15 protein-coding genes and 2 pseudogenes are annotated in these 14,691 nt (G+C 57.1%); 5 read left to right on the plus strand and 12 right to left on the minus strand.

The annotated features are described in order from the left end of the window. Window positions 1-23: 23 nt before the first annotated feature. The 5 genes from PSQ90_RS14150 to PSQ90_RS14170 form a co-directional block, all read right to left on the minus strand. On the minus strand, window positions 24-1,487 hold the full coding sequence (locus PSQ90_RS14150; RefSeq protein WP_282210932.1) for a flagellin N-terminal helical domain-containing protein: 1,464 nt from the start codon (window positions 1,485-1,487) through the stop codon (window positions 24-26). Window positions 1,488-1,660: 173 nt separating this feature from the next. Next, the gene (locus tag PSQ90_RS14155) at window positions 1,661-1,954 is read right to left on the minus strand and encodes a hypothetical protein (RefSeq protein ID WP_282210933.1); all 294 of its coding nucleotides are present in this window, start codon (window positions 1,952-1,954) and stop codon (window positions 1,661-1,663) included. Between the two features lie 135 nt (window positions 1,955-2,089). Continuing rightward, a complete protein-coding gene (locus tag PSQ90_RS14160) occupies window positions 2,090-2,557 on the minus strand; it encodes a hypothetical protein (protein WP_282210934.1) in 468 nt (155 codons plus the stop codon). Then, window positions 2,554-2,883 (minus strand): rod-binding protein, encoded by a 330-nt coding sequence (locus PSQ90_RS14165; RefSeq protein WP_282210935.1) that lies wholly within the window; start codon window positions 2,881-2,883, stop codon window positions 2,554-2,556. The genes PSQ90_RS14160 and PSQ90_RS14165 overlap by 4 nt, the downstream gene beginning before the upstream one ends. Further along, on the minus strand, window positions 2,883-4,007 hold the full coding sequence (locus PSQ90_RS14170; protein WP_407648129.1) for a flagellar basal body P-ring protein FlgI: 1,125 nt from the start codon (window positions 4,005-4,007) through the stop codon (window positions 2,883-2,885). The genes PSQ90_RS14165 and PSQ90_RS14170 overlap by 1 nt, the downstream gene beginning before the upstream one ends. Before the next feature lie 258 nt (window positions 4,008-4,265). Between PSQ90_RS14170 and PSQ90_RS14175 the strand changes: the two genes are divergently transcribed. After that, window positions 4,266-4,688 carry a flagellar assembly protein FliX gene (locus tag PSQ90_RS14175; protein ID WP_282210936.1) on the plus strand — a complete coding sequence of 141 codons (423 nt, stop codon included), beginning with the start codon at window positions 4,266-4,268 and terminating at the stop codon, window positions 4,686-4,688. 153 nt (window positions 4,689-4,841) lie between these two features. Then, window positions 4,842-5,261: an RNA polymerase-binding protein DksA gene (gene dksA, locus PSQ90_RS14180; protein WP_282210937.1), complete on the plus strand. Its 420-nt coding sequence runs from the start codon at window positions 4,842-4,844 to the stop codon at window positions 5,259-5,261. A gap of 66 nt (window positions 5,262-5,327) precedes the next feature. Here dksA and PSQ90_RS14185 read toward each other — a convergent pair whose 3' ends face one another. The 7 genes and pseudogenes from PSQ90_RS14185 to flgF all read right to left on the minus strand — a co-directional run bounded on the left by PSQ90_RS14185 (window position 5,328) and on the right by flgF (window position 12,226). Then, window positions 5,328-6,914 (minus strand): ABC-F family ATP-binding cassette domain-containing protein, encoded by a 1,587-nt coding sequence (locus PSQ90_RS14185; RefSeq protein ID WP_282210938.1) that lies wholly within the window; start codon window positions 6,912-6,914, stop codon window positions 5,328-5,330. Between the two features lie 135 nt (window positions 6,915-7,049). Continuing rightward, window positions 7,050-8,538 (minus strand): annotated as a pseudogene (locus PSQ90_RS14190) (carboxypeptidase M32). A gap of 63 nt (window positions 8,539-8,601) precedes the next feature. Next, window positions 8,602-8,775, minus strand: a complete 174-nt coding sequence (locus PSQ90_RS14195) for a hypothetical protein (protein ID WP_282210939.1) — start codon at window positions 8,773-8,775, stop codon at window positions 8,602-8,604. A gap of 193 nt (window positions 8,776-8,968) precedes the next feature. After that, entirely contained in the window at window positions 8,969-9,703 is a 735-nt protein-coding gene (gene flgH / locus PSQ90_RS14200; RefSeq protein ID WP_282210940.1) for a flagellar basal body L-ring protein FlgH, read from the minus strand. 22 nt (window positions 9,704-9,725) lie between these two features. Then, window positions 9,726-10,673, minus strand: a complete 948-nt coding sequence (gene flgA / locus PSQ90_RS14205) for a flagellar basal body P-ring formation chaperone FlgA (RefSeq protein WP_282210941.1) — start codon at window positions 10,671-10,673, stop codon at window positions 9,726-9,728. A gap of 14 nt (window positions 10,674-10,687) precedes the next feature. Then, window positions 10,688-11,473 carry a flagellar basal-body rod protein FlgG gene (gene flgG, locus PSQ90_RS14210; protein WP_282210942.1) on the minus strand — a complete coding sequence of 262 codons (786 nt, stop codon included), beginning with the start codon at window positions 11,471-11,473 and terminating at the stop codon, window positions 10,688-10,690. A gap of 15 nt (window positions 11,474-11,488) precedes the next feature. Beyond that, window positions 11,489-12,226, minus strand: coding sequence for a flagellar basal-body rod protein FlgF (gene flgF, locus PSQ90_RS14215; protein WP_282213075.1), 738 nt, complete (start codon window positions 12,224-12,226; stop codon window positions 11,489-11,491). Between the two features lie 291 nt (window positions 12,227-12,517). Between flgF and PSQ90_RS14220 the strand changes: the two genes are divergently transcribed. From PSQ90_RS14220 to PSQ90_RS14230, 3 genes and pseudogenes are all read left to right on the plus strand, one after another. After that, window positions 12,518-13,003: a flagellar basal body-associated FliL family protein gene (locus PSQ90_RS14220; protein WP_282210943.1), complete on the plus strand. Its 486-nt coding sequence runs from the start codon at window positions 12,518-12,520 to the stop codon at window positions 13,001-13,003. Beyond that, window positions 13,004-14,186, plus strand: a pseudogene (gene fliM / locus PSQ90_RS14225) (flagellar motor switch protein FliM). It abuts the gene before it with no gap. Beyond that, on the plus strand, window positions 14,183-14,635 hold the full coding sequence (locus PSQ90_RS14230; protein ID WP_282210944.1) for a DUF6468 domain-containing protein: 453 nt from the start codon (window positions 14,183-14,185) through the stop codon (window positions 14,633-14,635). The pseudogene fliM and the gene PSQ90_RS14230 overlap by 4 nt, the downstream one beginning before the upstream one ends. Window positions 14,636-14,691 lie beyond the last annotated feature (56 nt).

Consider the following 14,691-nt stretch of genomic DNA (forward strand, 5'->3'; position numbering starts at 1 on the left):
TTCCAAATCGGTCTGTGCGGCGATTAACGCAGCAGCTGCAGGACGCCCTGATCGGCCTGGTTGGCCATCGACAGGGTCGACTGAGCCAGAGACTGGCGAGTCTGCAGGGCCAGCATGTTGGCAGCTTCCTGGTTCATGTCAGCCAGGGTCAAGTTGCCAGCGCCGGTTTCAAGCGTGTCAATCATCGACTTGGTGAAGTCCTGACGGTTCTGAACAATCGAAAGGTTCGAACCAAAGGCAGATGCCTGCGAACGAACGGTGTTCATCGCCGACTTAACCTGGGTCAAATAGCCATCAATGCCAGTGTCGCCGTCAAGGTCTTTTGACACAAGTGTCGTTGGCAGCATCAGGTTGGTCGCATTTACAGCGGCGTTACCCTTGCTGTGAATGTCGATCGACGAGGAACCGGTTTCGTTGAAGGTGATCTTGAGATTGTCACCACGAAGCAGGTTGATACCGTTGAACGATGCGTCATCGGAGAGCTTGTCCAATTGGTCGCGCAGTTCATTGAACTGCTTGGCCAAATCCGCACGTACTGTGTTACCAGATATATCGCTAGTGGCGACGCCACCGGTGATCTTGTTGTCGGTCAGGCCCGTAACGGTCAGGTCCTGGGTCGACTGGTTTTCAATGCGCAGTTTGCCGTTGTCATTCGATGCACGGACTTTTCCGGTCAGATCGGTGTTAGCGTTTATGGACGCGACCAGTTCGTCAACAGTACTGGCGGTGCCTGTAACGCCAGCAACACCGTCGGTCGACGTTGTACCGGTTGCGATACCCATGGCAGTCGCTGTAGCCGCATTCGAGGTTGTCAACGTTACCTGAACGCCGTCAGCACGACTAACGTTCAAACCACCGGCGACGCCGGTTGCCGTGAAGCCTGATGCGCTCAAAGCCGCTTCGAGTGCTGCTTTTTGGCCGGCGGCGGCGTTGGTAAAGGTGTAGGTCGCTGTGTTGGTGCCGTCAGTAAGCGTGACGGACTGACCGTCGAGTGCGCTCAGATCGGCGTCGCCAGACAAGTCGGTACCGGCGGCGGCTGTCAAGGTCGCAGCGGTTGTCGCCACATCAGCCGTGTTCAACGCTACATCAATGCTGCCAGTAACGGCACCGCCGCTGATTGCCAAATTTTGAATGGCACTGGTATCAATTGTGCCAATGTCGAAAGACTTGGTTTGAAAGCTTTTGTCCTGGCGTGCCTGAGTCAGCGTCGACTGCATCGATTCCAGAGTTTTGGTGATCGAGGTCAGGCCGTTGTCGGCAGCTTCAATGGTCTTGATACCATTGGCCATCGAGTCCATCAGGTTGTTCAGATCGCCTGCGCGGTTGTTCAGCGAGGAGGCAGTGAAGAAGTTGGTTGGATTATCCAGCGCCGAGTTGACCTTGTTACCAGTCGAAAGACGGGTCTGGGTCTTGGACATCATCGAAGCAACGTTCTGCAGCGACGAGAGGTTGGAACGGACAGACTGGGTAAGATTGATTTCAGCCATTTTTTGATTCCTTTTCTAGGATCAGTAATTGTGACGCCTCTTCCTGAGACGCTTGGATATTCAGGCGCTGCGGTCTAAAGAATTATTAATTTCATCCCGCAGTTTCTTGTTAAATGAGAAATACACCCGGGGCAGTTAACATTACCTGAATCGAACGTTGCCAGGGTTGTTTGCTAGACCGATAGGTCCCTGAGGCGAGATGTCGCTTCGGGTGGTATCTCACTGGTCCCAATACGCAAATAGAGCTGGTCCAGTGTTTTGGGCGTTGGGGTCAGCGATCCAGCCAAGACGGCGGCGGCAAATATCGTGCCCGATTTGGCGCTGCTGCTGGCTGTCGGCGGTGGAGCGGGTTGCTGCTTGTCCTGCCTCGTTGAGGGGGAAGGCGCTACGCCGGACACACTTTGCGGAGTGAGTGTGCGTTCATGTGTCTGAGGGCGCGCAGCATTGCTGCCCGGTTGGGCAGGCATTTGGATTGGTTCCGTGGCGACTATAGAGAACATTGTTCCTATCCTCGAATGCACTAGTGGCGTCCGCAGAATAGGCAGGGAATGCTATTGATCGGGTTGCATTGAAAAGGCGCAATTTAGTAAAATTGGTTCTATTTAAAGCGCCCGATTGATGGTGATGCCGCGCGCAGAATTGCGTGGATCAGCTGCCATTGTACCGGCGGCGCCATAAACGCTGGCCCGATTTTGCTTGCCAACAGTGGCGGCGACGTCGGTCAAAAGATCCTCGGTGACGGTTTTAGCGGTTGCCAGAACACGCAGGTTTTCCGCCATCTGCGTCGCCAATTGTTCGTGACCGGTGCGCAAGCGAACAATGCTGGCGGGCGCCTCGCGTCGCAGTCTTTCATTCTGGCGCTGGACGGTGCGGGCGAAAACCACATAGTCCTGCGCCAAGCGGGCCTTGTCGGCGGTCAAGGCAGATGCCTGACGCAGATGGCCTGCCCGCAACAGCGTTGTTTCCTGATTCATGACGTTGATCAGGGAATTAAGAGCCGTTTCGGCCATGGTGCACAATTCGGCAGCGGGCATATTGTCCAGGGCGGCGAGGCGTTCTGCGGCGCTCATTTGCTATAGGCTCCGATTGGTGTATTTGACTTGTTGATGGGGTTTTGCGCGGCTTCCTGCATGGCAATCAGCCCGGGCATGAGCTGATCGGCCAGACCAATGCCACCAGCTTGGGCCATGGCATTTGAATATTGTTCTGCCTGCATGCCGCGCCAGGTTTGTTCGGCAAAGCCACCGCCAAACGAGCTTTTGTCGGTTTTGATGCTGGAGAACATTTCCTTGACCAAGGTATTGAGAAACACCCCCTCCAGCCCCTCGGCCTGCTCGCGCAGCTTGGCAATTTGGGGGGTGTTCAAGGTCTTGTTGTGTTCGATGTTGGCGATCATTACAGCACCTCGATTTCGGCCTGCAGCGCACCGTTGGCCTTGATGGCCTGCAGAATGGCGATGAGATCGCGTGGGCTGATGCCCAGAGCATTCAATCCGTCGACTAGTTCCTGCAGGGTGATTGAATCATCAATAACGGCCAAGGCGGTATCGGTCTGGTTGACGTTCAACTGGGTGCTGGGCTGGACGGCCGTTACGCCATTGCTGAGCGGGGCAGGCTGCACCACGGTCGGATTTTCGGCAATGGTCACGGTCAAGTTGGATTGGGCGACCGCGACGCTGGAGACCCGGACATCCTTGCCCATGACAATGATGCCTGAATTTTCATCTATGACGATTTTTGCGGTCTGGTCGGTCTGCACGACCAACTGTTCGATATCGGTCAGTAGATCCACGATGTTGCCGTTGAAGCCGCGCGGCAGGGTGATCCGCACGGTGGCAGGGTTTTCGGGGACAGCCGTTGGTACGCCGATAAAGTCGTTGATCGAAAGGGCAACACGCCGGGCGGTGGTTAGATCAGGGTTGCGTAAGGCCAGTCGCAACGTGTGCTGTGCGCCTAAATTGAAGTCAATTTCGCGTTCGATCAGGGCGCCAGAGGAAATCCGGCCAGTGGTCGGAACACCAGCAATGATGCTGGCTGAATCGCCGGATGCCTTAAAACCATTGATTAGCACCGAGCCCTGGGCAATGGCATAAACTTCGCCATCGGCACCCAGCAGCGGGGTAACCAACAGGGTTCCGCCCTGCAGGCTTTTTGAATCGCCGAGCGCCGCCACTGAAACGTCGAGACGAGACCCCTGGGTGCCGAATGGTGGCAGGTTTGCGGTCACCATAACGGCGGCGACATTGGCCGTGCGCACATTTTGTCCAGCGGTATTGACGCCGAGCCGTTCCAGCATGGACTGAAGGGATTGTTTGGTGAAGGGGGAATTGTTGAGGCTGTCACCGGTGCCGTTCAGGCCGACCACAAGACCATAGCCAACGAGCTGGTTTTCGCGAACACCCTCTATATCGACAATGTCCTTGATCCGCGCCGAGGCGGCTAATGCTGTTTGCACCGACATTAGGGCCAGCGTGGCGGCGATCAGGCAGGCGAGCAATTTGCGCGACAATGTGGTTTGCATGGTCGTCCCCGTAGTTCCGGCCCTCCCATCCCCATGGTTGAGCCAATTGGAGATCACATTGCGAATATCGTGCCAGCTTGGATTATATTGTGTATGGTCACCTTACTACTTTGATATACAACGGTTATTTTGTCGGTACTTCTCTGGCGAAGCCACCCGGCGATGTTGGGGTAAGCAATTCTTGCCGGGCACGTTAAGGCGACGTTAACGGTTGGCGGCAGATTTTGCCTACAGAGCAACCAACTCCTCGAGTCTAACGTGCGGATTGACGCCAATAATCAAACGAACGGTGTGAACGGACGCAATACGTCCGGTCGTGCTTCGGGCGGTGCGGCGTTTGAACCGGTCGGCGTGCCCCAGCAGTCGCGGGCTCAAAGTGCGGCACCGGTTGCGGCTGCTGCCGATATTAGTGCTTTGCTGGCGTTGCAAGCCGTGGAAGACCCATTGTCTGGTCGCAAGAAGAAAGCGCTAAAGCGCGGCAAATCGCTACTGGACAAGCTCGAAGAGATCAAAGCGGACCTTTTGGTTGGGCAGGTTAGCGAGTCGCGACTTGATTCCCTGATGTTATTGATCGGGGAGGCGCGCGAACGCAGTGTGCCTGAGTTGGACGACTTGCTCGATGGCATTGAATTGCGGGTGCGCGTCGAGCTTGCCAAATTTGGCCGTTTCCCCGGCGAATAGGCCAATTGTCATCAAACTGTTGGGCATTTTGGGCTATCGGGCTGGCGCAAAAGACCTTTCACTAATTAACGACAGGTGCTTTGCGTGCTTGCCCGCAAGGGACAGCTTGACTATACAGGCCGCCATAGGGGCGCATTGGAGTTGAGTCTGCTAATGTCTTCGGTTGAAAATTTGATTGAGTACCGGCCAAGCGATGATGAGCCGTTTATGAATTCTCGCCAGCGCGAATATTTTCGCGCCAAGCTGAATGGCTGGAGAGAGGATATTTTGCGTGAGAGCCGCGAAACCCTTGATAGTCTGCAGGAAGAAAGCACCAATCATCCAGACATGGCGGATCGGGCTTCTTCGGAAAGCGACCGCTCATTGGAATTGCGGACGCGGGATCGCCAACGCAAGTTAATTGCCAAGATCGATTCTGCGCTCAAGCGCATTGACGACAACACATATGGCTATTGCGAAGAGACTGGTGAGCCGATTGGTCTGGCCAGACTGGATGCCCGCCCGATTGCAACCCTGAGCCTTGAAGCCCAGGAAATGCACGAGCGGCATGAGAAAGTTTACCGAGACGAGTGAATCGCTTAACGCGGTTTGTTCATTGAAAATGTGAAATGGGCCGCAGCGATGTGGCCCTTTTTGTGTTTACCATCCTGTAAGCGCGATTTCCCGGTCTATGCCGATGTTTTCAAGAAAGGTCCGGTCGTGGCTGACAATCACCAGGGCACCGTCGTAGCCGCGTAGGCCTGATTCGACCGCTTCGATTGCTGTTAAATCGAGATGATTTGTCGGCTCGTCCAGGATCAACAGTTGCGGCGGCGTGCCACCGCCAATAGTGGCGGCCAGCGCTGCACGCAACAATTCGCCACCGCTTAAAGTGTCGACAATCTGCAAGGCGGCGTCGGCTCGGAAACTGAAGCGGGCCAAGGCGGCACGGCAGGCGTTTTCGTCATCCTCGGGATTGAGGGCACGGAAATTGTCGCGGATGGACTGGCGCGGGTCCAGAACGCTTGCCACTTGATCAAGCAGCGCAAATCGGCAGTGAATTGTTGCCGACCCGCTGTTTGGTGTCAGTTGACCCGTGAGCAAGCGCAGTAGCGTTGATTTTCCAACTCCATTTTGGCCGGTAATGGCAACACGTTCGGGGCCAATCAATGAGAATGAAAGTTCGTTGATGATTGGGGTGTCGGGATCGGGGCCACCGGACAGTTGCGCGCAGGTAATGACGGTCTTGCTGCCGGGGAGGTTGGTCGGCGTCAAAGTCACACTCAGAGGCGTCATGATTTCAACCTGACTGCGAGCAGCTTCCAGCTTGCTGGTAGCCTCCTGTCGTTGTTTGCCGGCGAGGCGCGCGTTTTCGGCGCTTGTATTTTCGGCGTTGTTCTTCCTTGCCCCCAAAAGGATACGTGGTGCTCCGCCTCGTTTGGCCAGGCGGGCGCCGACGCTGGATTTGCGATCGTTGCGCTCCGTCTGCACCTGTCGTTTGCGATCGATCTGGGCGAGTTCGCGGTCAGCGGTTGCCAGATCGTGTTGTCGGGCCGCTAATTCGATGGCCTTACGCTCGGCGTAATGGTGCCAATTGCCGCCATAGGTTGTGGCAGAAATGGCCGTTAGTTCGACAATGGAGTCCATCTGAGTCAGCAAGGACCGGTCATGGCTGACAATAATGGCACCGCCGCGCCAATTGGCCAGGAAACGTGAGAGGGCGGCTCGTCCGTCAGCGTCGAGGTTATTGGTCGGTTCATCGAGCAGAATGAAATCGGGGCGGGCCAATATAAGCGCCGCCATGGCGAGGCGGGTTCGCTGCCCGCCGCTCAGGCTGGAGAGGGGGCGTTGAGGGGTGATGTCGGCCAGACCGATTTGGGACGTCGCTGCCGCCATGCGGTCGGGTAGGGTCCAATCGGCGTTGGCGGCATCCTCGAGCGTTCCGGTTCCCGCTTCGAGCCGTGCAAGTCGGGCAAGATCAGGGGTTATACAAAGTAGATCCGCCACTGTTGCGTCATCGACATGGGCGGTTTGGCGCAAAATACCCAATGTGCCGGATGTGGCAATCGCACCGCTTGCTGGGGCGTGTTCACCCAATATCAGTTGGAGCAGGGTGGATTTTCCGACGCCATTGCGTCCGATGAGGCCCGTTCGCTGTCTGGTGAAGCTTAGGTCCAGTCCGTCAAACAGGCGGTGCCCGTCAGGGGTAGCGTAGGCGAGATTCTTGATTGTTATGGATGCAGGCATGGTTGGATTCCAGATGGTCGATGCGGGCGAAGCATTCGTTCATCGTGAAATCCATTGGAACCGTCCGGTCAGTGCTGCAATGGTTGGAATTTAGGTGATACCCGTTTTGAGTCAAGTAGCGCCGTCGCGCTGTCGTCAGAGATAGCGCTTTCGCAGATGGGCTTTGAAATGGGCGGCATTGAGCGGTTCGCCGGTAGCGCGGGTGATCAGGTCCGGCGTCGAATAACGGGAGGCCTGCGACCAGATGTTGTCGGCGCGCCATTGATTGATCGCCGTGAAGTCGCCCTTGGCTATGGTTGAACCGAGGTCGGGCTGCGCTCGTTCCAGCGCGGCCCATTGCTGTGCGGCGATCATGGCGCCGAGCGTATAACTGGGAAAATATCCGAAGGCGCCGCCGGGCCAGTGAACGTCCTGCATCGGGCCATCCTTAGGATCGGACAGAGTTGAAATGCCGAGGTATTCGGTCATCTTGGCATCCCATGCTTCGGGGATATGGCTGGCTTCCAGCTTGCCGTTGACCAAGTCCTGTTCCAGCTCATAGCGAAGGATGACATGGAGCGGGTAGGTGACCTCATCGGCATCGACCCGGATATAGCCCCGCTGGACAAAATTCACTCGGGCCAGAATATCGGTGATGTCCCAGCCAGCGACTGCGTCATCGCCCATATGCTTGCGAACCAGTGGCAAGGCGAATTCCCAGAACTGGGGACTTCGGGCCAGTTGCATTTCAACAAACAGCGACTGGCTCTCGTGAATGCCCATGCCACGCCCCTTGCCCAGCGGCCAATGCGACCATTCGCCGGGTAATCCCTTGTTCATAAAGAGCGTGGCCGGTTTCGTGCAGCACGCCCATCAGGGAGGACAGGAACTCATCAGTGCGGTAGCGGGTAGTCATGCGCACATCGGTCGGCACACCGCCGCAGAAGGGATGGTGCGAAACGGCCAGACTGCCATGGGTGAAGTCAAAGCCGACGGCGCGCATTGCAGCCAGGCCAAGTTCGCGCTGATGTTCGATGGGGAAGGGGCCCTGCAGCGTCTTGAGAGGGCGTTTGGCCAGTCGTTCTTCCTGAGCAGCGATCGCCTCGGGGACGAAGCCCTTGAGGAAGGTTTTGAGGTCGGCAAAGACGGTGTCTAGCTGAGCGGTGCGATTGCCCGGATCGAACTGATCCATCAGCGCATCATATGGCGCAAGATCAAGGGCGTCGGCGCGCAATTGCGCTTCTTCGCGCACCAGCGAGACGACGCCTTCAAGTGCTGGCAGAAAGCTGGTCCAGTCCCCGGTCGGGCGCAGTTGCCGCCAAAGTTGTTCGGATCGCATGGTTGCTGCGGTTTTGCGCTCAACAAACTCGGTGGGTAGGCAGGTGTCGCTGATATAGGTACGGCGAAATTCGTCGAGCGCCAGTTGCTGGTCCACGGTTTCGGCCTTGGCCGCGTCGAGCCAATCGGCTATTTCGGGCGCGGTGGACTGGGCGTGATACATGCCCGCCAAATTGGCCATGGCCTCGGCGCGCTTTTCACCGCCGCCGACTGCCATGTGCGTGGCTTCATCGGCACCCAGAATGGACAGAGCGTGTTCCAGCGCTTCGAGGCGGTGGCCGAGGGCGTCGAGTTTGGCAAAGGACATTATGGGCTCCGGAATCGGGCCCGAGATTTCTCATAACTTACGCCCCGGGGCAAGCGGGGGCGGTTACTCATTCTCCTCCGGGGTCGATCCGCTCTTGCCCGTATTGGATCTGCCGACCAGACCAATTGCGATGCCGAATGCCACGCCGATGCCAATTCCCATGGCGATATTGTCCGTTGTCACGCCAATACCGGCCCCGATTGCGATGCCAATGGCTATGCTGGTCCCAAATTTCATGTATCTGCTCCTAGCTGTTTGTGGGTAAACCGGCAGGGCGTGGCGGAGTTCCAAAAATAAAAGAGGCGCAGCCGGGGGACTGCGCCTCTGGGTGGTGTCTCTATTCTGGAGGCACCAATGGCAGTTTCCTTCTGGAGCGTGCCGAGAACCCTGATGCACCAATTGGGGGAGTGCGCAGCAGGGAAATTTTCAATCAGAATGGCAGGATGGCATCGAGGACTTGCTGGCCATAGCGCGGCTGCTGCACATCGGTGATCTGACCGCGTCCGCCGTAGGCGATGCGGGCCTCGGCAATCTTGGACGATGGGATGGTGTTGTTGGCCTGAATATCGGACGGGCGAACGATGCCGGCAACGATCAGGTCGCGCACTTCGAAATTGACCCGCACTTCCTGATGGCCTTCGATCACCAGATTGCCATTGGGCAGGACCTGGGTGACGACGGCGGCGACCGAGGTGGTCAGGCTTTCAGCCCGATTGACCGAGCCATTGCCGGCGTCCTTGGTGCCTGAATTGAGATCAATGGCAGCGGAAGGATCAATGCTGGGGGCCAGATTGCCGACCGCGGCACCGAAGATGCCGCCCATGCCCGCGGAATTTGTCGAGGTGCGGGCGCGCTGGGTGGAATTGTTGATCTTGGCGCTATCATCGATGGTGACCATGACGGTCAGGATATCGCCAATGCGGTGGGCCCGTTCGTCCTTGAAAAAGCCCTTGGCCGAGGTGCGATAAAGCGAATTGGCCTGATATGTATCCTGAATTGCCTCGGGCATGGGCATGCGCACCGGCCGATAGCCTGCCGCAGTTGTCGGATCGGAAATTGCGGTGAGCGCTGGAGCCTGGCCGACGTTGGCGAGACGATCCATTGTGCCGCAGGCCCCGAGCATGCCGGTCAATGTCAGGAGTGTTGCGATTTTCAGAGCGTTCATGGCTTAAATCTCCTGCGGCGGCTTAAAGCTGCGCCAGATTTGTTGGCGCGCTGGCGATTTCGACGGCACCGGGGGCGGTCGCGGTGGCTGATACCACCCGGTTGGACATAAGGTTGAGGACCTGTACCGGTTCGCCGGGTGCTGCACTGCCCAAAGCCTGGCCCTTGACGGTCAGGGTCATTGGACCCTTGCGGAAATAGATGGTGACGAACTGATTGCGCGCGATCAGTTGGGCGATGGCGACATCGGCGGGTTTGAGCAACATGCCTTCGCGGCTCTGGCGCTGCAGTTGCTTGCCGACCAGTTGATCCAGAGACGCGAAACCGGTGGACTCGGCATATTTGAGGGGCACGGGGCGCATGATTATGTCCTGCTTGGACAGGATTGTGCCTGCGGCGAGGTTGGCGGCCAAATGGGGAGCCGGGATCATCAGATCAATGGTGCCTGTGACATTTAGCGGAACTGCAATGCCCGAAATCAGGAACTGGGCGGTAAAGGCGCCGTTTTCCGGCAGATAGCGCAGATTTACCAGCGTTACCGGCGTCCCGACCACTTCGGCGTTGATCGGGGTAATGGGCTGGGAAAATATCGTCTGAGCCGTCATGCCGGTTGTCAGAATGCCCTTGGCCTTCAAATTGGCAGCAATCAGCTGGGTCAGTTTTTGCTCATCGACCACAGAGGCTTTGCGCATGACACGGACGTTGACGACGCCTGCAGTATCAAAGCTCTCAAGGCCAATTCGGGCTGCGGCGGCCTTGATTGCGTCAAGCGGCACCATGCCTGCAGTGCCCGGCCTGGGTGCGCGAAATAGCGGCGCTTCGGCAAGAATGCCGGCGTCGTCGAACATGTCGCCGACGGTCACGACCTGGGAAGCGACGTTGACTTCTGCCCTGAGAACCGGAGCCGCATAAGCTGCTGCGCTCATCAATGCACCCAGTGCAAGTGCGGCGATCGCTTTGTGAATGAACATGACTATGGCTCCTATCAGCGCATCTGGCTGGTCGACTGCATCATCTCATCGGCACCTGAAATGACGCGGGCGTTCATTTCGTAGGCGCGTTGAGCGGCGATCAGATCAGCAATTTCTGTGACAGAATTGACGTTACTCATTTCAAGGTAACCCTGCAGAAGGTCGCCATTATTGTTGGAATTGGGCACGCCGATCTGGGCCGGACCGCTGGCGGCGGTTTCGACAAACAGATTGTCGCCAAGGGATTCGAGGCCCGACTTGTTGACGAAATTGGCCAACTGAAGCTGTCCCAATTGGGTCGGTGTCGATTCATTGTTGAGGTAGGCTTCAACAGTGCCGTTTGCGGAGACAGACAGCGATTTTGCGCTATCGGGTACCACGATGCCTGGCTGGATGGCATAGCCGTTGGCATTGGTGATCTGGCCGTTGCCATCGCGCTTGAACGAGCCGTCCCGTGTATAGGCGGTGCGGCCGTCAGGCATATCGACCATAAAGAAACCGTCGCCACGAATGGCGATGTCGAGTTCGGCTTCGGTGGGATTAACGCTACCCTGGCTCATGACACGTGGGGTCGCTACGGTACGCACACCAGAGCCGACTTCGAGCCCGGCAGGCAGGACTGTGCCCTGATCCGATGTCTGGGAGCCGGCGCGGCGATATTGCTGGTAGAGCAGATCCTGAAATTCGGCGCGCTGGCGCTTGTAGCCGGTGGTGCGCATGTTGGCGATATTGTTGGAGATCACTTCAACATTGCGTTCCTGGGCGCTCATGCCGGTCGATGCGATGTACAGTGCTTTCATTGGGCGAACTCCTTACTAAACGGACGCGGCGCCAAGGCGCTGGATGGCGGATTGGCGCATTTCGTCCTGCCGCTGCATGATCTGTGCAATTGATTCATAGGACCGGGTGACGCGGATCATTTCAGCCATTTCGCTGACGCCGGTCACATTCGAGCGCTCGATGGCGCCCTGAACAACTGTTGTTCCGGTGTTGGGACCGGGCGTGCCGCCAGCATAAAGATTGCTGCCCTCGCGCGTCAGCGCCTGAGCATTGGGGAACTCGACGACCCGCAGTTTTCCCTTAATCCCGGCGCTGGTGGTTATGCTGCCGTTAGCTCCGATGGTAATGCCGGTTTCATCGGGGCTGAACTGGATCGGCCCGCCCTCGCCAAGCACTGGGTTGCCGCTGAGGTCGACCAGTGTGCCAGAACTGTCGATCTGAAATGCGCCGGACTTGGTCCAGCGTTCGCCGCCGGCGGTCTGGACGGCGAAAAAACCATCGCCATTGAGGGCCATATCGAGCGGGTTGCCGGTTTGGTTGATCGGGCCGCCGCTCAAATCATGCAGGGTCGCCCAATCCTGGACATAGGACAGAGGCTGATCCTGGCTGGGAAAATCACGGTCACGCGCTATGGGCATGACATATTGTTCAAACAGCACCTTTTCGGCCTTGAAGCCGGTGGTGTTGACGTTAGCCATGTTGTTGGCCACGACGTCCATCTGCCGTTGCAGAGCCATCTGCCTTGATAGGCTGATCAGTTGCGCATTTTCGATCATGCGTGGTCCCCGAAGTCTTAATTCCCCGAAACGCCCTGCCTCCCCAGGCCTGATGTCTCGTAATTTACCTTGCAGAAACCATGCCAAACCGGAAACTTTAATAAAATCAGATATATAGCTTATCGGTCTGGTTACGGTCGGCGAAACCGAACTGAATAGGCAGGCAGAAACTGCCCGGCAAAATCTGCCGCATTGGGTCAGATCGTAAGACTTCATTAACCAAGCGGCGATTAGCTGGTGGGGAGCCGGAATCGCCCGGATTTACTCTTAGGCGCAGGAATTGTTGTCATGGCTGCCGAAGCGGAAATTGATGAAGCTGCGACCGAGGTCCCAAAGAGCAAGAAGAAGCTTTTCATCATTATCGGTGCCGCAGCTGCTGTGGTGGCGATTGCCGGGGCAGGGCTGTTTGTCGTACTTTCTGGCGGAAGTGAATCCGCGCCCGACGAGGCCAGGGTCCTGGCCGCACATCAAAGCTTCATTTTCAATTTGCCGCCAATGACGGTCAACCTGAATACGGCAGGGGGCGATGAATCTTTTCTCAAGCTGACCGTTGCGCTGGAGGTGGCCAATGAAGAGGTCATGACCGAAATCCAGCCGCGCATGGCCAAGGTTGTCGATGCATTTCAGGTCTATCTGCGTGAGTTGCGTAGGAGCGATCTTGAAGGATCGGCCGGCATTTATCGCCTCAAGGAAGAATTGCTGCGTCGTGTGAACGTGGCGATTTATCCCTCGAATGTGGAGAGCATTCTGTTCAAAGAAATATTGGTCCAGTAAATGGCTGAGCCCAGCGATCAGGACAAATTGGCCGAAGACTGGAACGTTGGCGACGATGCGCCAGCGACTGCGGGCGGTGCGGCGGCTGGAGAAGCTGAAGCAGCCCCAGACGCGGCGGCTGAGTGGGCTGCAATGCTGGAAGCCGACCCCACCGGCGCGCTGGGGCCCGGCGAAGCTGACCGGGTATTAAACCAGGACGAGATCGATAGTCTCCTGGGATTTGATCCCAATGTTGGCGGCAATGTTGAGCTGACCGGGGTTCAGGCACTGATCAATTCGGCGCTGGTCAGCTACGAGCGGCTGCCTATGCTGGAAATCGTGTTTGACCGTCTGGTGCGGCTGGCGACAACGTCGCTGCGCAATTTTACCTCGGACAATGTGGAAGTTACATTGGATCTCGATTTCCTCGGTGCGGTTTGGCGATTACCTCAATTCCATACCGCTGCCCGCAATCCTGTCGGTGATCAAAGCCGAGGAATGGGAAAACTACGGCCTGCTGACTGTCGATTCCAGCCTGATTTACTCGATGATCGACGTTCTGCTGGGCGGACGACGCGTTTCAGGCAATGTTCGGGTGGAGGGGCGTCCCTATACGACTATTGAAATGGCGCTGGCGCGTCGCATGATCGAGGTAATCCTTGAGGATACCCACCGTGCATTCGAGCCGGTGACGCAGGTCAATTTCAAGCTGGAGCGCATTGAGACCAACCCTCGCTTTGCGGCGATCTCCCGGCCTGCCAACGCGGCGATCCTGATCGAAATGCGTATCGAGATGGATGATCGCGGCGGCAAGATCGAAATTCTGTTGCCCTATGCAACGATTGAGCCGATTCGGGTGCAATTGCTGCAGATGTTCATGGGCGAAAAATTTGGACGTGACCCGATATGGGAAGGGCATCTGGCAACCGAGATTTATGCTGCCGATGTCGAAGTTTCCGCCATTCTGCACGAGCAGCAATTGCCGCTATCGCGTGTTCTGGCGCTGGCACCGGGCGATACTGTTTTATTTGATCGCACCCCGAGCGAACCGATCCAGCTGCGCTGTGGCGATGTTGATCTGGCCGAGGCGATCATGGGGCATATCGGCAACAATGTTTCGGTTCGTGTGACCAGCCCTCTCAATCCGCCAAAAGTGACGATGGCGGGCTTTGAGGCACTCGATCAATCTATGGAAGGACGATGATGTTTGGATTGCCTTTGGGCCTTATCGTTGAAGGGTCGGTTGCCGTTCTTCTAATCATGACAATCGGGTACTGCACGGTCTTGAACAGCCGACTGAAGCGCCTGCATGCGGACAGGGAAGTGTTGCAGCAAATGGTCAATGACCTGGTCGGCGCGACCAATCTTGCCAATCAGGCGATCAAGGAGCTCAAGGCGACCGCTGTTGATGCGGATCTTGTGTTGGGTGCCCGGTTGGAGGAAGCCGAACGCTTCGGTATTGAACTTGCCAATCACGTGAGCGCGGGCGCAGACGTTTTGGACCGCATCGCCAAGATCACCAGTGTGGCGCGCAAAAACCCTGCCGCGCAGGCGACGGCGCCCATCGAGGAAGATATACCATCGCCCAACAAGTTGCATTCGGCGCTTGAGCAATTGGCCACCCGGGCGCGCGCACGCGGTGCTGCGGCATGAAATCTGTGCGCCTGCTCCCCGTTGTTATTTTCGCTATCGCCGCCTTGCTGGTGTTC

It is taken from the genome of Devosia rhodophyticola (assembly GCF_028816475.1).
In the GTDB taxonomy this organism is placed as follows: Bacteria; Pseudomonadota; Alphaproteobacteria; order Rhizobiales; family Devosiaceae; genus Devosia; species Devosia rhodophyticola.